The organism is Streptococcus parasanguinis (assembly GCF_964238605.1).
GTDB lineage: Bacteria > Bacillota > Bacilli > Lactobacillales > Streptococcaceae > Streptococcus > Streptococcus parasanguinis_AJ.
Window position 1 is genome coordinate 130,266 of sequence record NZ_CAXSMM010000001.1, and the last position, 20,084, is coordinate 150,349.

Consider the following 20,084-nt stretch of genomic DNA (forward strand, 5'->3'; position numbering starts at 1 on the left):
GAAATCATTCTTTCTAAATAGTGATAGTAAAGGCAACATTGAAAATTTTTAAAAATTTTTAAAAAAATTTTTATTTTTTCTTCAATTTTCGATTTTTTTTACGAATTAATAGATAGAAGCTAGTTTTAGATCTAAAAAAAGATATAAGGCAGGAAAAAATGAAAAAAATTAAAATCGATGTGGTAGCTGTTCCCTTGAGTGGGCATCTGTACCCAACTTTAAATCTCGTTAAACCCTTATTAGATGATCCAACTATGGAAATCCGAGTTTTCACGGGTCCTCAGAAAAAAGCCGTCGCAGAAAGTCTCGGCTTCACGGTCGTTCCGATTCTAGAGGACAAAGTAGAAGTATTTGAACGTGTGGCTAATAACGATAAAAAACACAATCTCTTTTCAGCTTATCGGCAATTGTCTAGGAGTCTTGATTTGATTAATCATGTATCGGATCAATTGCTAGAGGAGTGGCGTGTCAACCGTCCAGATATTGTCATTGCTGACTTTATCACTCTATCAGCAGGCTTTGTGGCAGAAGAGTTAGAAATTCCTTGGATTACCACCATGGCAACACAATTTGCAATCGAAACTCCTTATGGTCCTCCTTGCTTCTTCGGAGGGATGGGAGTCGCGCGTACGAAGAAGGAAGAGAAGATCCAAGCACTATGCCGTAAACTCACGCGCATTGGAAAATACTGTGGCGCTTTCCTCTTACGCAAACGCTTAAAACGTTACAATTTCAAGTTGTACAATCAAAATGGAGTAGAGTCTATTTACTCTCCTTATGCCATCTTTGGAATTGGGATGATGGAGCTAGAGTTGAAGACACATTTCCCTCATCAATATGCCTGGCTTGGCCCTTTGGGGACTTCTCTTGAAAAAGCAGAAGATTATCCTTTAGACATCAGTTCTTACGAGGACAAGACGAAGGTCCTCGTGACATGTGGAACCCAGTTGCCTTGGGCAAAAGAGAACTTGCTCCAGCAAACCCAGCAGTTGGCCAAAGACCATCCAGAATGCCACTTTTTCGTCACCTTAGGTGATGGGGCAAAGGAATTCTCTGAAGAAGAAGTAGCGCCAAATGTGACGGTCGTCTCTTATCTGCCTTACAAAGAATATATTCCGCAGATGGACTATGTCATTCACCATGGAGGAGCTGGAATCTTTTATCAGTGTATCGAATTTAAAAAACCAGCCTTGATCTTGCCACATGATTATGACCAATTTGACTATGCGATTCGAGGAGTAGAAGCAGGAATTGCTTTTCAAGCACATCGCAATCGCACCGAAGAGATTCAAGCAGGTTTCAATGCCCTATTAGATAAAGAATCTTGGGAAAAGTTAGAAAGATTAAACAAACTTTCAAAAACCTACAAGCCGTTGGATACCTTGGAGTTTGAGATTCAACGATTATTAAGACGTGGAACGGATGGGAAACTATGAAAATTCTTGTAACAGGTGCGACTGGCTTCCTTGGAAAATATGTGATCGATGAGTTGTTGGCTCACGATTATACCATTGTAGCCTTTGGCCGAAATGAAATGATTGGAAAGACCCTGGAAAATGAGCGCGTCCAATTTGTGAAAGGGGATTTGAGCTCTATTGAGGAATTAAGACAAGCCTTTCAGTCTGTTGATGCTGTGGTTCACGCTGGAGCTTTATCCACTGCCTGGGGACCTTGGAAGGCCTTCTATCAGGCGAATGTAGTTGGCACTCAAAATATCCTTGAATTGTGCCGTGAATATGCGGTAAAACGCTTGGTTTACGTCTCTTCTCCTAGTATTTACGCAGCTGGAAAAGACCAATTTAACATCAAGGAAAGCGATGCTCCAAAAGAAAATCACCTCAACAATTACATCCAAAGCAAATTGGCGTCTGAAAAACTTTTTTCTGACTATCCAGATGTGCCAAGTATCATCTTACGTCCAAGAGGATTATTCGGCGTAGGGGATACCAGTATTTTGCCTCGTGTCTTACGCCTTAGTCGAAAAATTGGAATTCCTTTGATTCGAGGAGGAGAGCAGCTCATGGATATGACCTGTGTGGAGAATGTTGCCCTAGCCATTCGCTTGGCTCTGGAAGCAAAAGAAGCACACGGACAAGTTTATAATATTACAAATGGAGAACCAAAGACCTTTAAGTATTTGATTGAAACCACACTAAAGGGATTGGGAGAGCCGATTCGCTATCGGAAACTTCCAGCAGGTCTTGTAGCAGGTGTGGCCTATAGCCTTGAAGGGGTGTATCGATTCTTTCAACTGAAAGCCGAACCCCCATTGACTCGCTATACCTATTATCTCCTTCGATATAGCCAAACCCTCGATATTCAAAAGGCCCAAACTGATCTTGGCTACTATCCAAAAATGACCATTGAAGAAGGGATTGACAACTATGTCCAACATGATCAAGCACATTGATTATTTTCCAGCGGGCTATTGTAGCAGTCATTCCGGTCTCTTATTCAAAGGGATTCCGAATGAAAAAATGCAATTTCCAGCAGGTGTCTTTTTGATTCACCACCGTGAAAAAGGCTATATTTTGTACGATACCGGCTATCACTACGAGATTAAGAAAAAAGCTCGGTATTTTTGGTACCGTCTAGCCACCCCAATGCAGATGAAAAAAGAAGACCAGATCAATTATTTATTGCAAGAGCGTGGGATTGATCCAGCATCCATTTCCTATGTGATTCTTTCGCATTTGCACCCTGATCATCTCGGTGGAGCAGCCCTTTTTCCAAATGCTCATTTCTTTGTTACCCAGGAAGTCTATGAGGTGTACCAAAAACCGAAATTTAAAGATCTGATTTTTAAAGAGTTTTTGCCAGCTGATTTCAAAGATCGGGTGACTTGTCTCAAAGCAGATCAAAGGCATCCTGCTTTCCCTTACAGCCCGACCGCGGATCTTTTTGGAGATGGGAGCATTCTTGTTTCGTCCATCGATGGACATGCGAGAGGGCAAGGCTGTCTTTATCTGGATGAGCTCAAGCTCTTTATTGGGGCGGATCTTTCTTGGGGAGTAGACCTCTTGCCTTTCACACGGCAAATGCGTCTCATTCCTTCCTTGGTTCAGGATGATAAGAAGGCTTATTTAAAAGGAGCTGATTTGCTGGAAACACTCTTGCAGGATGGCATTCAAGTTGTGGTCAGCCACGACCCACAAGATCGGATTGAAAGGATTTTAAATGAAAAAAACAGTCTTTCTGAAAACCTTTATTGAAACCAGATGGTGCCATCGATTCCGTTCAAGGGAAGCCTTAGAAAGGTACCAAAAAAAGCAATTGGCGCGTTACCATGCTTTTATCACCTCTCAATCTCCCTATTTTCAAACCCATTCTCCCGAATCCTTTGGAACCATGGATAAAACCTTTATGATGACACATTTCAATGAGCTCAATACCCTAGGGGTGGATCGAGATCAGGCTTTAGAGATGGCAATTCGCGGAGAACAAACACGAGATTTTACCGAGATGAATGGAGAAGTAGCAGTAGGTTTGTCTTCTGGAACCTCCGGTCACCGAGGAGTTTTTGTCACCACAGAAAAAGAAAGAAGTATGTGGGCTGCAGCGATTCTAGCCAAGATGCTACCGAAAGGAAAACTGTTTGGTCATCGCATTGCCTTTTTCTTACGAGCGGACAATGAACTCTATCAAACCATTAATTCAGGCCTTATTCGCTTGGAATATTTTGATATTTTCAAGGATAGCAAGGAGCATTTAGAGCGTCTCAAAGACTATCAACCAACTATTGTGGTCGCACCAGCTTCAACCTTGATTGAGTTAGCCAACTATGTCAGCAATCAGCAACTTGCGATCCAACCCGTCAAGGTTGTCTCTGTCGCAGAAATCCTAGAGGAACGAGATGCTCAGACCATCGCCAAAGCTTTTCAACTAGACAAGGTTGATCAGGTCTACCAAGCGACAGAGGGATTTTTAGCTTGTACCTGTTCAGAAGGCAATCTACATCTCAACGAAGATATTTTGTATGTCGAAAAAGAATATCTTGATGATAGCCGCTTTTATCCAATTATTACGGATTTCAAACGAACCAGTCAACCCATCTATCGCTACCGCCTCAATGATATTTTGGTGGAAGAAAAGTCCCCTTGCCCTTGTGGTTCTGTCTTTACTCGAATCGCAAAGATCGAAGGACGATCAGACGATATTTTCTATTTCAAAAAAGAAGATAGCAGTAGCCAGATGATCTATCCGGATTTTATTCGACGGTGCATTCTCTTTGTCGAAAATATTCAGGACTATCAAGTAACTCAGTTGGCAGATGGATCCATTACCATTGCCTTGAGTCACCGGACAGAGTCTATGGAGCAAGCAATCTTTGCTCAATTTGAACTCTTAGCTCAGCAAAAACAATTCATTCTCCCAAGTATTCAATTTATCGATTACCAATGGGACCCAACACGTAAATTAAAACGTGTTCAACGACTTCAGTAAAAGGAGAATCCTATGACTACTGTAAAAAGACATTTGCAAATTAAAGGCTATGGAACAGCGCTTCCAGCTCATACCGTAACTTTCAAAGACCAAACTCGTTACCGCGTGAAAGAAGGAGAAGAAACACAGATTGATCTTGCAGCGCGTGCGATTGAAGCGGCTTTAAACAATGCGGGGCTTGAAATGGCAGACATCGACTGCCTGGTTTCGGCTAGTGCTGTTGGCGTTCAGCCCATTCCTTGTACAGCTGCTCTGATCCATGAGCGCGTGGCCAAGGGACTAACGATTCCTGCTATGGATATCAATACCACCTGTACCAGTTTTGTATCTGCTTTAAGCACTGTTTCTTATCTAATTGAAGGTGGTGAATACCAACGGGTTCTGATTGTATCAAGTGAAGTAGGAAGCCTAGGGCTGAATCCTAAACAAAAAGAAAGCTTTGAACTGTTTAGCGATGGAGCTGCAGCCTTTATTTTTGAAGCAACAAAGGAAGATAAAGGAATCATTGCCAGTATGCAACGTACCTGGTCTGAGGGAGCCCATGACACCGAAATTCGTGGTGGTTTGACAGCGTATCATCCGAAATTGTACTCTGAATCAACCAAAACCGACTTCATGTTTGACATGAAGGGGAAGAAGATTTTGCTTCTATCTGCGCGTGTTATTCCTGACATGTTCCAAGAATTTCAAGACAAGGTCGGCCTATCGCTTGCTGATGTAGACTATATCATTCCTCACCAAGCTAGTCGTGCCCTTCCTTTGGTCATGGAAAAATTAGGGGTACCAGACCATAAGTATCTTAACATTGTCAGCGATTACGGAAACATGGTTTCAGTAGCTATACCTTTTGGCCTAGCTTACGCCCTGGAACGTGGCCTTGTCAAAGAAGGAGATACCATCTTCTTAATGGGAACTGCAGCGGGTATGACGGTCAATATGTTGGCTCTGAAAATCTAATTCTTTGCTTAGATAAAAAATAGTGTCTACTCCTAAAAACACAGGCAAAAAGCATGAAGTCCCGCTAGTCTTTGGCGGGCTTTTTTGATATAATGAAAGGTATGGAAATTGAGAAAACCAACCGAATGAATGCGCTCTTTGAGTTTTACGCAGCGCTCTTGACAGACAAGCAAATGAACTATATCGAGCTCTATTACGCAGATGACTATAGCTTGGCTGAGATTGCTGAAGAGTTTGGGGTCAGTCGTCAGGCGGTTTATGACAATATCAAGCGGACAGAGAAGATTCTTGAGGATTATGAAATGAAGTTGCACATGTACTCTGACTACATTGTACGCAGCCAGATTTTTGATCAGATTTTAGAACGCTATCCGGAAGATACTTTTCTACAAGAGCAGGTTGAAATTTTATCAAGCATTGACAATCGGGAGTGATTATGGGCAGTCTCGTCATTTATCAAGGAATACCTTGCAAACTATTAGTCGCAGAGGAAGTATTTCCTACTCGACTACAGATTATCTCGCCCAATGATATCTCCAAGGCTATGCAAATAGGTTTTAGCTGTTGGGGATATCCAAATGAAATCATGAAAGAAGTCACACCCGAAGAACTAGAATGTTTGCAACATTTCGGACGATATCCACTGAATTGAAAAAATAGGAGAAAATAATGGCATTTGAAAGTTTAACCGAACGTTTACAAAACGTCTTTAAAAATCTTCGTAAGAAAGGGAAAATCTCTGAAGCAGATGTCCAAGAGGCGACTAAAGAGATTCGTCTTGCCCTCTTAGAGGCCGACGTTGCCCTTCCAGTTGTAAAAGACTTCATCAAACGCGTCCGCGAGCGGGCCGTAGGTCATGAGGTCATCGAAACCCTCAACCCTGCCCAACAAATCGTCAAGATTGTCGATGAAGAATTGACAGCGATTTTGGGTTCAGAAACAGCAGAAATTATCAAATCTCCAAAGATTCCAACCATTATCATGATGGTCGGTCTTCAAGGGGCTGGTAAAACAACTTTTGCGGGTAAATTGGCCAACAAATTGGTCAAGGAAGAGAATGCACGTCCTTTGATGATTGCGGCCGATATCTATCGTCCAGCAGCCATTGACCAGTTGAAGACGCTTGGTCAGCAGATCAATGTCCCTGTCTTCTCACTTGGTACAGAAGTTCCTGCAGTGGAGATCGTACGTCAAGGTTTGGAGCAGGCGAGAGCCAACCACAATGACTATGTCTTGATTGATACAGCCGGTCGTCTGCAAATCGATGAGAAACTCATGGGCGAGTTGCGCGACGTCAAAGCCCTTGCTGAGCCGAATGAAATCCTCTTGGTTGTCGATGCCATGATCGGTCAAGAAGCAGCCAATGTGGCGCGTGAGTTCAATGAACAGCTCGAAGTAACTGGGGTCATCTTGACCAAGATCGATGGGGATACCCGTGGTGGTGCGGCCCTTTCTGTCCGTCAGATTACTGGAAAACCAATCAAGTTCACTGGTACTGGTGAAAAAATCACTGATATCGAAACCTTCCACCCAGACCGAATGTCTGGTCGGATCCTCGGTATGGGGGATATGCTGACGCTGATCGAGAAGGCTTCTCAAGAATACGATGAGAAACGTTCCCTTGAACTCGCTGAGAAGATGCGAGAAAACACCTTTGATTTCAACGACTTCATCGATCAGTTAGACCAAGTCCAAAACATGGGACCAATGGAAGACCTGCTCAAGATGCTTCCAGGTATGGCTAATAATCCTGCCATGAAGAACCTCAAGGTCGATGAACGAGAAATTGCTCGCAAACGCGCGATCGTATCATCCATGACACCAGCTGAACGGGAAAATCCAGATTTGTTAAATCCAAGCCGTCGTCGTCGGATTGCTGCTGGATCAGGAAATAGCTTTGTCGAAGTCAATAAATTCATCAAGGACTTTAACCAAGCCAAACAGATGATGCAAGGCGTCCTCTCTGGTGATATGAACAAGATGATGAAACAAATGGGGCTCAATCCAAATAATATGCCGAAGAATATGCCTGGTGGAATGCCTGATATGTCTGCTCTTGAAGGGATGATGGGACAAGGAGGGATGCCTGACTTGTCAGCTCTTGGTGGAGGCGCTGGAATGCCTGATATGAGCCAAATGTTTGGTGGTGGTCTCAAAGGAAAAGCCGGTGAATTCATGATGAAACGGGCGATGAACAAGATGGCCAAACAAATGCGCAAAAATAAGAAAAAACGGAAATAATCGTTTCTAATAAGGGCCTGGAACACACTGTTCTGGGTTCTTTTAGAAACTACTACTAGAGGAAAGATGTTAAAAAAACTAATTCAACAAGTCATTCGTTTCTTTACAAGATTGTTTTCTTCGCACAGAAAGCCCTTTGAATTTCCTAAAGGGTCAAAGAAACCACCCATCAGACCGATTATCTTTGTACCTGGGAGTTCAGCCAGTATCCAGCGATTCAACGGAACCATCCGCATGCTCCATCGATTTTCTAGAAAAAAGCAAAGTCTTTTAAAAATTAAAGTCAACAAAGATGATTCTATAGAGATGGAGGGAAGACTGAATACGAAAGAGCCGAATCCGATGATTGTGATCGGCTTTGAGAATAATCGTGATGGCTACAGCAATATCAAGCAGCAAATCGAATCCCTTAAGATCGCTCTTACCTATCTTTTGGATCACTATCATTTTACAGAGTTTAAGGCAGTCGGGCATTCTAATGGTGGACTGGTTTTAACCGGTTTACTGGAAAGTGGCTTTTTAGAAAAGAAAAAGCTGACCGTAAGCAAGCTGGTTATTATTGGTAGTCCTTACCAATTCAACCAAGAGATGTATGATGATTTTCAAACATGGAAGCATCGCCTAGGAAAAGAAGTAGAGGTCCTTAACTTTGTTGGTAGCTTTGCTGGGAAATCAGACGGCATCGTCCCTCTTTCTAGTGCACAAGCAGCACAATCTATTTTTGATAACCAAACCTATACAGAAGTGAATTTAAACGGTCGTAAAGCTCATCATTCAGCCTTGCCCACTAATCCAGATCTAGTGAAGCAATTAAGTCTATTTTTGAATCTATAAGTAAATTACATAATTTCGGTTATGTAATTTTTATTTGTATCTTGCAATCCTTAAGTAAATATGGTACATTTTTGGTAGCGATTATATATACCTGAGGAGGATTTTATGAAAGATCCTAAATTACTAGAATTAATGAAAGATTACAGGGGACGGGATGAAGTGCCCGCAGACTTTGATACCTTTTGGAATCAAGACCTAGCAAACATTGCTGAACTTCCTGAATACAAGCTCGAAGAGCAAAATTTCAGCATTCCAAATGTTGTTTGTTATGAATTAAGCTTTAAAGGGACACGAAATGGTCTTGTTTATGCGCGAGTTGTTTTCCCAAAAACAGATCAAAAGGTTCCAGTTATCTTCCATTTTCATGGCTATATGGGCCGTTGTTGGGATTGGACAGACATGCTGGCTTATACACTAGCTGGCTATGGAGTTGTGTCTATGGACGTAAGAGGTCAATCAGGCTATTCAACAGACGGAGATCGCTCACCACTTGGAAATACGGTTAAAGGACAGATTATCCGCGGAGCTGTGGAAGGTCCAGATGAGCTATTTTATAAGGATGTCTACTTAGATCTTTACCAGTTAATTGAAATTGTAGCTAGCTTTCCTCAAGTTGACAACAGCAAACTCGCTAGCTATGGAGCCTCTCAAGGCGGTGCCCTGGCCCTGGTAGCTGCTGGATTGAATCCAAGAATTCAACGAACGGTAGCCATTTATCCATTCTTATCGGATTTCAGACGTGTATTAGAGATTGGGAACACCAGCGAGGCCTATGACGAGCTTTTCCGTTATTTCAAATTCCATGATCCATTCCATGAAACGGAAGACCGAATCATGAAGACCTTAGCCTATATTGATGTGAAAAATTTTGCCCATCGCATCAAAGGACAAGTTCACATGATTACCGGGCTAGATGATGATGTTTGTTATCCAGAGACACAATTCGCCATTTATAATCGATTAGAATGTCCAAAAGAGCATTTAATCATGCCAGAATATGCCCACGAAGCTATGAACGTTCAAGTCAATGATCGTGTCTATAATTGGCTCTGTGGTAGCAAGATTCCATTTCGATATGTAGAAAAATAAGTTAGAGAAGAAAATAATCAGTAGATCCATGAGGTTTGCTGATTTTATTGTGGTTAAAAGGGATCTAGTATAGATAGGGATACAAAAACAGTCCTATATAAACTAAAAGTTTATGTACAATTGACTTAACAAGAGCTAAACCATTGATACAACTGAATTAGAAGCATAAAGTACATTCTTTAAGGAGTGTACTTTATTTTTGTTTTGTACATTATTCTGGAGTGGTATTTTGTATGTTTTCTAGTACATAATATCCTCTAATCTGAGAAATTAATTTGTACATTATTTTCAATGATAATCAATGTATAATAAAAAATTTAAAGTTCAAATTCTGAAATTACCTTCATATATAAATAATTGAATATAAATTGCTGTAGGCCTATAATAAAGATAGGGATAATAAGAATTCTTCCTAGAAAGGAGTATACTGTATCCTAAGGGTCAGTATTATTAATAAATCATGAAAAAAATAATTATTTTTATCTTTATGGTTTTGCCATAGTAAACAATTTATAATAGAAGGTACGGAAGATATGATACAAGAATATCATAACTATTGGTTTCATATAAAAGGCTCAATTATTGGAGAACTTATTGGACTAATTGTCTGCTTAATTGTTGGCTTAGTTGTATCACTATTATAAAGACAATTTACACTTATTCAACCATTAGTTGATATAAAAAATATCCCACTCAACCAATGGTATGTGTACTTTTTAATAATAATAATTTACACTTAAATTGAAGGAGGTAAAAGTTATGGATCAGATTAAAATTGGAAAATTTATAGCTGAAAGTAGGAAAAAGAATAATTTGACTCAAATGCAACTTGCAGAAAAGTTAAATATTACAGATAGGGCTATATCTAAATGGGAAAATGGAAAAGCAATGCCTGATTCATCAATTATGCTAGATTTATGTAATGAACTTAAAATAAGTGTAAATGAATTATTAAGTGGGGAGATGATTGATATGAATAATTATAATGAGATAGCAGAAAAAAATTTGTTAGAAATGGCAAAAAAGGAAGAAATGCAAAATAAAAAACTAATGATGTATGAAAATGTTATTGGTTTTGGCTCAACAATATCTTTTTTAACACTAATTTTTGTTACATCATTTTTAATAGAGAATAATATAGCAAGAATATTGTTGTTTATATTAGCATTCGTTCTTTTAATAATAGGTGTTTCATTTGCATTAAAAATAGAAACAGAAACAGGTTATTATGAATGTCAAAATGCCATAATAAATATGTGTCAAAATACAGTAAAGTATATTTTGCAATGCACTTTGGAACTACAAGATATATGAAATGTCCAAAATGTAATGAGAAAAGTTGGCAAAGAAAAGTTTTAAGTAAATAAAAAATTACAAGTTATAGAGATAATTATAAGAGCCCATCGGCTCTTATTTTTTTGCTTTAAATCCTGTTCACTCACAAACTTTTTCTTATTGAAACTATTAAAGCTTGTTCACTATTCGAAGAGAAGTTTCTCAGTGTTGTCCTTACTGTAACAACGATAAGCCTCTGAAGGGGTATAATACATTTGATTATTTGTACCCTGAACTAGCAAAATTGTGGGCACCAAATAATAAAGTCTCTATAGATAGTTTTGTTCCATTATTAACTGAAAAAAGGTTCAATTTATGGCGCTGCAAAGAATGTAACTTTGAATTTCATGAGCGCTTCAGCATTATATTAAATAAGTATTTAAGTTCCGAGACAAAAGATCTTAAAGAAATGTGTCCATTTTGTGCAGAACTAAAAGAAAGACAAGATAATATCTCGTTTGAAGATTTGATGAACGAGTGGGATTATCTTAATAATCTTATTCTAGGAGATCCAGAAAGAATCCCAAATAATACGCAATTAAGATTTTGGTAGATTTGTAAGAATAATCCAGAACATCGTTATAGAATGGCTATCGTAGATAAGATTGCAAATATAAAACGATCTATCGAGCCATGCATGTTTTGTAAAGGGCGTAGACGAAAAAGAGAACATTTTGTCCCTTATAGGAAAATTTAAAAACAGGTTCAAATTTGAACTTGTTTTTTTATCATAGATTTTTATAAAGTACATTATTTTAAAAGATTGTATTTTTAGTTTTCAAGTAGATAATGTACAGAATTTAAGTATGCGAAAGATTTAGTTTTCCTATAAAAATTTTTGTTAACCTATATAAACCCTATGACATCTTTCCGAAAAACTATAATTTTCTTGAAAAATATATCTGGCTATGCTATACTACTAGTATAGAAAGATTTGGAGAAAAACATGAAACGCGAGATCTTATTAGAACGGATTGATAAACTCAAACAAGTCATGCCTTGGTACGTCTTAGAATATTACCAATCAAAACTGGCCGTTCCATATAGTTTTACGACCTTATACGAATACTTAAAGGAATACGATCGATTTTTCACCTGGGTCTTGGAATCTGGTATATCAGATGCTAACACCATGGCCAATATTCCCTTAGACGTTCTGGAGCACATGACCAAGAAAGACATGGAATCCTTTATCCTTTACTTACGTGAACGTCCTCTGCTCAATGCCAATACGATGAAAAACGGGGTTTCTCAAACAACCATTAACCGTACCCTTTCGGCACTTTCTAGCCTTTATAAGTATTTGACTGAGGAAGTTGAAAACGAGCAAGGGGAGCCTTATTTCTACCGCAATGTCATGAAGAAGGTTGCTACCAAGAAAAAGAAAGAAACCTTGGCAGCCCGAGCTGAAAATATCAAGCAAAAACTCTTTTTAGGTGATGAAACAGAGGGATTTTTGAATTATATAGATGAGGAATACCCTCAAACACTCTCCAATCGCGCCTTATCTTCCTTTAATAAGAATAAAGAGCGTGATTTAGCCATTATCGCACTCCTTCTTGCCTCTGGTGTCCGTCTTTCTGAAGCAGTTAACCTAGATCTTCGAGACCTCAACCTTAAGATGATGGTGATTGACGTCACTCGAAAAGGTGGAAAACGAGACTCAGTCAATGTTGCTGCCTTTGCTAAGCCTTATTTAGAACAATATCTTGCTATTCGAGACAAACGTTATAAGACAGAGAAGACAGATACAGCCCTCTTTCTGACCTTGTATCGAGGTGTTCCAAATCGAATTGATGCTTCTAGTGTTGAAAAGATGGTGGCCAAGTATTCAGAAGACTTTAAAGTCCGCGTAACCCCCCACAAACTGCGCCATACTCTTGCAACCCGTCTCTATGATGCTACCAAATCCCAGGTTTTGGTCAGCCACCAGCTAGGACATGCTAGCACACAGGTAACGGACTTGTATACGCATATCGTTAATGACGAACAGAAAAATGCCTTGGATAGCTTATAAGTTACGTAATATAAATTATGTAATATTTCAGCATTAGAAAAAGAGCGTAGGATTTTTTATGAAATCTTACGCTCTTTAATTCTTTCTATAAAAATTCGATCCAATAATTACGGTGTGGCTCAATAATGACTGGTTTTCCCCAGAATGATTTTAGATAGGCCAAGTTTGCAGGGGTGACCGGTCTTTTTTCATCATTGAACTTCTCTGCACTCTCTTCCGTTAAAAAGCATTTAACTGCTTCATATGGTGTGCCATCGCTCGCTATTCGATCAATTCCTAAATAAGCAATTTCATCACCGGCTTTTGGAATATCTGTAAATAGTTTACCAATAAAATAAACCGTCTTATCTTTCATTAATTCATAAGCCTTACTATTTTCCAGTCTGTTATTCGCTGCAGCGTACATAATACAAAAACTGTCCACAATATCTTTCAAAGGCATTAATTCTTCTTTGCTGACTATAATTTCGTCGGGAGCAAGTCCGCCAAGGATTAAATTTTGATAATGAGGTTGCTGGATGACATTATCTAAAGCCATTCCTAATGGTAGCTTGACAGCTTGATAGCCTAATGGTTCTAGCTCTTGCTTTTTCTGGTCAAGGTGTTCTTGTGTAATACTGATATTCAAATCATATGGACTTGAAGGTTGTTGCTTACTAAAAAAAGCCACTACTATACGATCTAACTGTTCAAATAGACCAAGTTTTTCAACTGGAATTTTCATCATCGAATATGATCCTCTTTTTTGTTCAGATTTCCTCTATATTTTACTCTCATTATTTTTGAATATCAAGTTTAAGATAAAAGATATCCATGTTAAATGGATATCTTTTACTTTATTCCACCACTGCTTCAGCAATTTCTTCTGCAGTGATACCTGCAAAGTAACGACCTAGGTTAATGGTTTGAAGGGCTTTGAGGACGTCTTCACGTTCATATTTAACGCCACGAAGAACATCTTCTACTGCTGCAACGTCTTCAATACCAAAGAAGTCACCGTAAATCTTGATGTCTTGGATTTTGGATTCAATGACATTTGCGAAGATTTCAACCTTACCGCTTGGGAATTTGGTGCCACGACGGACATTGTATTCAGGGGACTTCCCATAGTTCCAATCCCAGCTACCGAACTTGGTTTCCTTAATACGATTGATTTCAGCCAATTCTTCATCCGAGAAGACATATTCTGTCATCTCAGGATATTCTTTCTTCATGTAGTCCAAAAGTAGGTCACGGAACTCTTCAACCGTGATTTTTTCTGGCAATTCATCGATGATATTGGTCACACGAGCACGAACCGATTTAACCCCTTTAGACTCGAACTTGTCTTTAGATACCTTGAGAGCATTGGCAAGGACTGACAAATCAACGTCAAAGAGAAGGCAACCATGGTGCATGATCCGACCATTGATGTAAGCTTGGGCATTTCCACAGAATTTCTTGCCGTCAATCTCTAAGTCATTACGACCTGTAAATTCAGCCTTAACCCCAAGTTGAGCCAAGGTATTGATCACTGGAGTCGAGAAGCTCTTGAAGTCAAAAGCCTTGTTTTCATCTTCTTTTGAAATGATGGTGTAGTTGAGGTTGTTCAAATCGTGATAAACAGCTCCACCACCACTGATCCGGCGAACCACTTCAATCCCATGCTCCCGAACGTAGTCACGGTTGATCTCTTCAATGGTATTTTGGTGACGACCTACAATGATAGATGGTTTGTTGATCCAAAGAAGGAAGATTTGATCTTCATCCAATAGATGCTTAAAAGCATACTCTTCTAAAGCAATATTAAAAGCAGTATCATTTGAATAATTAATAATGTATTTCATAGTAATTCCAAAAATTCGTTTTATAAATCCTACTCATAGTAAGATAAGCATTAGACAGAAATAGTTGAATTTCACTTGAATTTTCTGAAGTAGTAAAAAGAAATGTAACGATAACTCGTTACATTTCTCGGAAAAATTGAGACAAGTGGCTCAATTTTTAGGCATGGAACTCTAAGAGAGGTCGCTGCCGTCCGTACTACTTTAAGAAAATTTAGTTGAAAGAATAGTATTATTTCTTCTTAGGTGAGTGAACTGCCAAGCCGAGTACATCCGCAAAGGCTTCGTACATCACTTCTGAGAAGGTTGGGTGACCATGAATGGTCTTGAGCATTTCTTCTACAGTGATTTCCATCTCAATGATGGTAGAAGCTTCGTTGATCAATTCAGCTGCTGCTGGACCAATGATGTGAACCCCAAGAACTTCACCATATTTCTTGTCTGCAATGACTTTAACAAATCCTTGAGCCGCATCTGATGCAATGGCACGACCGTTCGCCGCAAAGTTAAATTTACCGATTTGAACATCGTATTTCTCACGAGCTTGTTCTTCTGTCAAACCAACAGCGGCAACTTCTGGAAGTGTGTAGATGGCTGCAGGAGTCAAGTTCAATTTGGCAACAGCATGATTTCCCTTAAGAGCATTTTCAGCCGCTACTTCACCCATACGGAAGGCAGCGTGAGCCAACATCTTGGTACCGTTGATATCGCCTGGCGCATAGATGCCTGGAACAGATGTTTCCATGTATTCATTGACCTTGATCCGTCCACGATCCAATTCAAACTCGACTTCACCGATACCTTCAAGGTCTGGAACACGTCCGATTGATAGAAGAGCTTTGTTAGCAATGATATCATCTTTGCCTTCAACCTTGATACGGAGTTTTCCGTCTTCTTCAATGATTTCTTGCAGTTTTGTATCGGTCAAGATGGTCATCCCCTTGCGTTCAAGAATCAAACGAAGGTTCTTAGATACTTCCGCATCCATAGCTGGAACGATGCGGTCCATCATTTCGATGACTGTTACTTTTGAACCAAAGGTCATGAAGGCTTGACCAAGTTCGATCCCGACAACACCACCACCGATGATGACAAGGCTTTCTGGAACTTCATTCATTTCAAGAATATCGTCACTGGTCATGACAAGGGATGATTCCATACCTGGAACGTTAATCTTGCTAACTTTTGAACCACCGGCAAGGATGATTTTCTTCGTTTCAAGCAATTCAGAACCATTAACCAAGACATTCTTATCTTTCGTAATGGTACCGATACCCTTGTGAACATCCACTCCGTAGCTGCGAAGAAGTCCTGCAACACCACCGACGAGGGTATTTACGACCTTGTTCTTGGTTTCAAGAACCTTATCCATATCTACTGAGAAACTTGGATTTTCAATGATAATACCACGGTTTGCTGCATGACCAATATTTTCAATAATTTCAGCATTGTGGAGGTAAGTCTTAGTTGGGATACATCCGCGGTTCAAGCATGTTCCACCAAGTTCAGATTTCTCAACAAGAGCAACTTTACCACCTAGTTGAGCTGCCTTAATAGCAGATACGTAACCAGCAGGACCACCACCAATCACTACGATATCATAAGCATCATCGCTCTTATTATCATCGTTTGAAGCACTTGCTGCAGTTGGTGCTGGACTCGCTTCTGGTGCTGCTCCAGCGGTTGGGATGTTTTCCCCTTCTTCACCAAGATAACCGATTACTTCTGTTACAGGAACAGTTTCTCCATCCCCTTTCAGGATAGCGATCAAGTAACCGTCTTCTTCCGCTTCCAACTCCATGCTGACTTTGTCTGTCATGATTTCAAGGAGAACTTCTCCTTCTTTTACAAATTCGCCGACTTTCTTATTCCACTGAACGATTTGTCCTTCGGTCATATCTACGCCGGCTTTTGGCATAATTACTTCTAAGGCCATTTTATTTCCCTCTTTTTCTTGTTTCTATTCTCTCTCGTTGATTAGACCAACATTGAAATCGGGTCTTCAATCAAGGCTTTCAAGTCTTTCATGAATTTGGCACCAGCCATTCCATCGACAACGCGGTGGTCAATGGTCAAGCCCAAGCTCATGATTGGACGAATGACAATTTCACCATTCACAACAACTGGTTTTTCAACCGTTGCGCTAACTCCAAGAATGGCAGAGTTTGGTTGGTTGATAATCGGTCCAAATGATTGAACGCCAAACATCCCCAAGTTACTGATAGTAAAGGTTGAGTTTTGCAATTCACTTGGAGCAAGCTTACCATCCAAGGTACGTCCGATAACATCCTTGAAGGCTACGACCAACTCTGACAAGGTCATCTTTTCAGCATTGTAGACAACTGGTGTCATAAGACCATTATCCATACCAACAGCCATCGCAAGATTAACGTAGTTGTGGGTGATAATTGTTTTACCATCTTCTGTCAATGAAGCGTTGATATATGGATGTTTCATAAGAGTTTTGACAACTGCAAGTGAAAGCAAATCTGTAACAGTGATTTTCTTACCTGTTGCTTCCATAATTGGATCAAGAACTTTTTTACGAAGGGCAAGCAATTCAGACATATCTACATCGTAGTTAAGCGTGAAGGTTGGAGCAGTTAAGTATGACTCAACCATACGTTGAGCAATAACCTTACGCATTGGTGTCATCGGAATCCGCTCGATCTCACCATAAGGTGTCACATTATCTGGAACTTCTTCCACTTTCTCAATTTGAGCAGGTGATTTAATCGTATCGTTTTCGATATTTTCAGGAAGGAAGGCTAAAACATCCTTCTTCATAATCTTACCACGATGACCAGTTCCTTGGATTTCTTGCCAAGCAATATTATGCTCTAGTGCAATTCGTTTTGCAAGTGGTGAAATGCGAACCACATTTGTGTCTTTATAGGTTTCCACGTCTTCTTTGTGGACACGACCGTTTGCGCCTGAACCAGAAACATCATAGAGGTTGATCCCAAGATCATCCGCTAATTTTCTAGCCGCAGGAGTCGCTCTTAGCTTATCATCAGCCATGACCTCTCCTATTCTATTATAAGATATCAAGGACGTAGAGGACAAAGAAAAAATAGGAGATTGACGCTGTGTTCGATGAACACAAGGAAATCTATCTTTTTTTCACAGTCCTCCGTCCGGATTCAGTTATAAGATACTAAGGGCTTCAAAAGTCAAAGTGAAAATAGGAAACTTGACGAAGAAACTTTAGTTTCTAGGAAAGTTTATCTTTTTCACCCAGACTTTAGCCCGTGCTCTAATCTAAGATATCAAGAACGCAGAGAACTCTGCACCTAAAAGATACAAAGCTTCTCGTCTAATTAATTTTTTTACATAATTTATGTTATGTATTATTCTTTGTTATATGTTTTACGAATGGCATCTTTGATGCTTTCAACTGTTGGAATCATTGCATTTTCAAGGTTTTGTGCGTAAGGCATTGGCACATCTTCCCCCGCACAACGGCGGATTGGTGCATCCAAGTAATCAAATGCTTCTGATTCAGAAATAATAGCTGAAATTTCACCAATATAGCCACTTGTTTTGTGGGCATCATTGACAAGGACTACTTTTCCTGTTTTCTTGACAGAGTTAATGATGATCTCTTTATCGAGTGGAACCAAGGTCCGTGGATCTACTACTTCTACTGAGATGCCTTCTTCTGCCAATTCTTCAGCTGCCTGCATCACGCAACGAAGCATTTTTCCGTAGGTTACGACAGTGACGTCAGTTCCTTCACGTTTGATTTCTCCGACACCAAGTGGAATCGTGTAGTCAGGGTCAACAGGCACTTCACCTTTTTGGTTAAATTCTGATTTATACTCAAGAATGATTACTGGGTTGTTATCGCGAATAGAAGACTTAAGCAGTCCCTTCATATCCGCTGGCGTACCAGGAGCAACAACTTTCAAACCAGGAATATGAGTAAACCATGATTCCAATGATTGAGAGTGTTGGGCTGCAGATCCAACTCCGTTACCAGCAGCACAGCGAATGGTCATTGGTACTTGACCTTTTCCACCAAACATGTAGCGAGTCTTAGCAGCTTGGTTAACGATAGCATCCATGGCAATTACTGAGAAATCCATGAAGGTCATATCAACGATTGGGCGAAGTCCGGTCATGGCTGCACCTGCTGCTGCACCTGAAATCGCAGCCTCAGAAATCGGACAGTCACGGACACGTTCTGGACCGAATTCCTCAAGCATTCCTACTGAAGTTCCGAAGTCTCCACCGAAAACTCCGACATCTTCCCCCATCAACAATACATTTTCGTCGCGACGCATTTCCTCAGACATAGCAAGGATAATGGTATCGCGGAAAGACATTAATTTAGTTTCCATAATTCTCTACTCCCCCTTAGTCTGCGTAAATATCTTCGAAAGCTGATTCAAGTGGAGGGAATGGGCTTTCTTCCGCAAATTTCACTGAAGCTTCAACTGCTTCTTTTACTTCTTCTTGGATCTGATCCAATTCTTCTGCGCTCGCAATCTCATTTTCAAGGAGATACTTGCGAAGGTTTTCGATTGGATCTTTCTTCTTCCACTCTTCAACTTCTTCACGTGTCCGGTATTTACCAGGGTCTGAAGATGAGTGACCGAGCCAACGATAAGTGACACTTTCAATCAAGACAGGGCCTTTACCAGAGCGGACATGTTCAACAGCTTTTTGGAATCCTTCATAGACATCAATAACGTTGTTTCCATCAGGAATAAACATACCAGGAATGCCATAAGCAGCACTACGCTCATGAATATGCTGGATATTGGTCATTTTCTTGATATCGGCAGAGATTCCGTAACCGTTATTGATACAGTAGAAAATAACTGGCAGATTCCAGATGGAAGCCATATTGACCGCTTCGTGGAAGACACCTTCGTTGGTTGCACCATCGCCAAAGAAGCAGACAACAATCTTACCAGTCTTTTTCATTTGTTGTGTAAGGGCAGCACCTACTGCAATCCCCATACCACCACCAACAATCCCGTTGGCACCAAGGTTACCAGCATCCAGGTCAGCGATATGCATAGAGCCACCTTTCCCTTTACAAGTACCCGTATATTTCCCCAGGATCTCAGCCATCATGCCATTCAAATCGATTCCTTTAGCAATGGCTTGTCCGTGTCCACGGTGGTTAGATGTCAGCAAATCATCATCGTTCAAAGCCAACATCGCTCCAACGTTAGCCGCTTCTTCCCCAACAGAAAAGTGCGTCATTCCTGGCACTTTTCCTTTTTTTACTAACTGTGCAATTTTTAAGTCCATGCGACGGATTTCTTCCATTTTACGGAACATATCCAATAAGAGACTTTTATCTAATGTTGCCATCATTTCGCCTTTCTTAG

The 20,084-nt window shown here is 40.1% G+C and carries 18 protein-coding genes; 12 read left to right on the forward strand and 6 right to left on the reverse strand.

The window, feature by feature from the left end; all coding sequences use genetic code 11:
- Positions 1-158 precede the first annotated feature (158 nt).
- From ACESR9_RS00705 to xerS, 12 genes are all read left to right on the forward strand, one after another.
- Entirely contained in the window at positions 159-1,436 is a 1,278-nt protein-coding gene (locus ACESR9_RS00705; RefSeq protein WP_373104947.1) for a glycosyltransferase, read from the forward strand.
- Positions 1,433-2,410, forward strand: a complete 978-nt coding sequence (locus ACESR9_RS00710; RefSeq protein WP_373104949.1) for an NAD-dependent epimerase/dehydratase family protein — start codon at positions 1,433-1,435, stop codon at positions 2,408-2,410. Before ACESR9_RS00705 ends, ACESR9_RS00710 begins: the two co-directional genes overlap by 4 nt.
- On the forward strand, positions 2,385-3,212 hold the full coding sequence (locus tag ACESR9_RS00715) for an MBL fold metallo-hydrolase (RefSeq protein ID WP_195529782.1): 828 nt from the start codon (positions 2,385-2,387) through the stop codon (positions 3,210-3,212). Before ACESR9_RS00710 ends, ACESR9_RS00715 begins: the two co-directional genes overlap by 26 nt.
- Positions 3,178-4,443 (forward strand): F390 synthetase-related protein, encoded by a 1,266-nt coding sequence (locus tag ACESR9_RS00720; RefSeq protein WP_373104951.1) that lies wholly within the window; start codon positions 3,178-3,180, stop codon positions 4,441-4,443. The genes ACESR9_RS00715 and ACESR9_RS00720 overlap by 35 nt, the downstream gene beginning before the upstream one ends.
- A 12-nt stretch (positions 4,444-4,455) precedes the next feature.
- Positions 4,456-5,400 carry a 3-oxoacyl-[acyl-carrier-protein] synthase III C-terminal domain-containing protein gene (locus ACESR9_RS00725; protein ID WP_373104954.1) on the forward strand — a complete coding sequence of 315 codons (945 nt, stop codon included), beginning with the start codon at positions 4,456-4,458 and terminating at the stop codon, positions 5,398-5,400.
- Between the two features lie 101 nt (positions 5,401-5,501).
- Complete coding sequence (locus ACESR9_RS00730; protein ID WP_003001435.1) at positions 5,502-5,834, forward strand: putative DNA-binding protein; 333 nt, start codon at positions 5,502-5,504, stop codon at positions 5,832-5,834.
- 2 nt (positions 5,835-5,836) lie between these two features.
- Positions 5,837-6,052 carry a hypothetical protein gene (locus tag ACESR9_RS00735; protein ID WP_037615282.1) on the forward strand — a complete coding sequence of 72 codons (216 nt, stop codon included), beginning with the start codon at positions 5,837-5,839 and terminating at the stop codon, positions 6,050-6,052.
- A gap of 17 nt (positions 6,053-6,069) precedes the next feature.
- Positions 6,070-7,641, forward strand: a complete 1,572-nt coding sequence (ffh, locus tag ACESR9_RS00740; RefSeq protein ID WP_024055635.1) for a signal recognition particle protein — start codon at positions 6,070-6,072, stop codon at positions 7,639-7,641.
- Positions 7,642-7,707: 66 nt separating this feature from the next.
- Positions 7,708-8,475, forward strand: a complete 768-nt coding sequence (locus tag ACESR9_RS00745) for an alpha/beta hydrolase (RefSeq protein WP_373104956.1) — start codon at positions 7,708-7,710, stop codon at positions 8,473-8,475.
- Positions 8,476-8,580: 105 nt separating this feature from the next.
- Positions 8,581-9,564 carry an acetylxylan esterase gene (locus tag ACESR9_RS00750; RefSeq protein WP_373104958.1) on the forward strand — a complete coding sequence of 328 codons (984 nt, stop codon included), beginning with the start codon at positions 8,581-8,583 and terminating at the stop codon, positions 9,562-9,564.
- Positions 9,565-10,323: 759 nt separating this feature from the next.
- A complete protein-coding gene (locus ACESR9_RS00755) occupies positions 10,324-10,878 on the forward strand; it encodes a helix-turn-helix domain-containing protein (RefSeq protein WP_214254938.1) in 555 nt (184 codons plus the stop codon).
- 967 nt (positions 10,879-11,845) lie between these two features.
- Positions 11,846-12,916, forward strand: coding sequence for a tyrosine recombinase XerS (xerS, locus tag ACESR9_RS00760; RefSeq protein ID WP_315376507.1), 1,071 nt, complete (start codon positions 11,846-11,848; stop codon positions 12,914-12,916).
- Positions 12,917-13,001: 85 nt separating this feature from the next.
- On the opposite strand, the gene ACESR9_RS00765 is transcribed toward xerS, so the two are convergent.
- The 6 genes from ACESR9_RS00765 to ACESR9_RS00790 form a co-directional block, all read right to left on the reverse strand.
- Positions 13,002-13,643, reverse strand: coding sequence for a hypothetical protein (locus ACESR9_RS00765; protein ID WP_373104961.1), 642 nt, complete (start codon positions 13,641-13,643; stop codon positions 13,002-13,004).
- Between the two features lie 109 nt (positions 13,644-13,752).
- Positions 13,753-14,742 (reverse strand): lipoate--protein ligase, encoded by a 990-nt coding sequence (lplA, locus tag ACESR9_RS00770; protein WP_009731054.1) that lies wholly within the window; start codon positions 14,740-14,742, stop codon positions 13,753-13,755.
- A 229-nt stretch (positions 14,743-14,971) separates the two neighbouring features.
- A complete protein-coding gene (gene lpdA, locus ACESR9_RS00775; protein WP_373104964.1) occupies positions 14,972-16,675 on the reverse strand; it encodes a dihydrolipoyl dehydrogenase in 1,704 nt (567 codons plus the stop codon).
- Positions 16,676-16,716: 41 nt separating this feature from the next.
- Complete coding sequence (locus ACESR9_RS00780) at positions 16,717-17,760, reverse strand: dihydrolipoamide acetyltransferase (protein WP_003001399.1); 1,044 nt, start codon at positions 17,758-17,760, stop codon at positions 16,717-16,719.
- Between the two features lie 329 nt (positions 17,761-18,089).
- Entirely contained in the window at positions 18,090-19,082 is a 993-nt protein-coding gene (locus tag ACESR9_RS00785; RefSeq protein WP_003001471.1) for an alpha-ketoacid dehydrogenase subunit beta, read from the reverse strand.
- A gap of 16 nt (positions 19,083-19,098) precedes the next feature.
- Positions 19,099-20,067 (reverse strand): thiamine pyrophosphate-dependent dehydrogenase E1 component subunit alpha, encoded by a 969-nt coding sequence (locus tag ACESR9_RS00790; protein WP_118095608.1) that lies wholly within the window; start codon positions 20,065-20,067, stop codon positions 19,099-19,101.
- Between the last annotated feature and the right edge of the window lie 17 nt (positions 20,068-20,084).

What these genes read in the sequence shown, in the direction of transcription:
- ACESR9_RS00705 (WP_373104947.1), top strand. Translation starts at nt 159, where the DNA reads ATGAAAAAAATTAAAATCGATGTGGTAGCTGTTCCCTTGAGTGGGCAT.
- ACESR9_RS00710 (WP_373104949.1), top strand. Translation starts at nt 1,433, where the DNA reads ATGAAAATTCTTGTAACAGGTGCGACTGGCTTCCTTGGAAAATATGTG.
- ACESR9_RS00715 (WP_195529782.1), top strand. Translation starts at nt 2,385, where the DNA reads ATGTCCAACATGATCAAGCACATTGATTATTTTCCAGCGGGCTATTGT.
- ACESR9_RS00720 (WP_373104951.1), top strand. Translation starts at nt 3,178, where the DNA reads ATGAAAAAAACAGTCTTTCTGAAAACCTTTATTGAAACCAGATGGTGC.
- ACESR9_RS00725 (WP_373104954.1), top strand. Translation starts at nt 4,456, where the DNA reads ATGACTACTGTAAAAAGACATTTGCAAATTAAAGGCTATGGAACAGCG.
- ACESR9_RS00730 (WP_003001435.1), top strand. Translation starts at nt 5,502, where the DNA reads ATGGAAATTGAGAAAACCAACCGAATGAATGCGCTCTTTGAGTTTTAC.
- ACESR9_RS00735 (WP_037615282.1), top strand. Translation starts at nt 5,837, where the DNA reads ATGGGCAGTCTCGTCATTTATCAAGGAATACCTTGCAAACTATTAGTC.
- ffh (WP_024055635.1), top strand. Translation starts at nt 6,070, where the DNA reads ATGGCATTTGAAAGTTTAACCGAACGTTTACAAAACGTCTTTAAAAAT.
- ACESR9_RS00745 (WP_373104956.1), top strand. Translation starts at nt 7,708, where the DNA reads ATGTTAAAAAAACTAATTCAACAAGTCATTCGTTTCTTTACAAGATTG.
- ACESR9_RS00750 (WP_373104958.1), top strand. Translation starts at nt 8,581, where the DNA reads ATGAAAGATCCTAAATTACTAGAATTAATGAAAGATTACAGGGGACGG.
- ACESR9_RS00755 (WP_214254938.1), top strand. Translation starts at nt 10,324, where the DNA reads ATGGATCAGATTAAAATTGGAAAATTTATAGCTGAAAGTAGGAAAAAG.
- xerS (WP_315376507.1), top strand. Translation starts at nt 11,846, where the DNA reads ATGAAACGCGAGATCTTATTAGAACGGATTGATAAACTCAAACAAGTC.
- ACESR9_RS00765 (WP_373104961.1), bottom strand. Translation starts at nt 13,643, where the DNA reads ATGATGAAAATTCCAGTTGAAAAACTTGGTCTATTTGAACAGTTAGAT.
- lplA (WP_009731054.1), bottom strand. Translation starts at nt 14,742, where the DNA reads ATGAAATACATTATTAATTATTCAAATGATACTGCTTTTAATATTGCT.
- lpdA (WP_373104964.1), bottom strand. Translation starts at nt 16,675, where the DNA reads ATGGCCTTAGAAGTAATTATGCCAAAAGCCGGCGTAGATATGACCGAA.
- ACESR9_RS00780 (WP_003001399.1), bottom strand. Translation starts at nt 17,760, where the DNA reads ATGGCTGATGATAAGCTAAGAGCGACTCCTGCGGCTAGAAAATTAGCG.
- ACESR9_RS00785 (WP_003001471.1), bottom strand. Translation starts at nt 19,082, where the DNA reads ATGGAAACTAAATTAATGTCTTTCCGCGATACCATTATCCTTGCTATG.
- ACESR9_RS00790 (WP_118095608.1), bottom strand. Translation starts at nt 20,067, where the DNA reads ATGGCAACATTAGATAAAAGTCTCTTATTGGATATGTTCCGTAAAATG.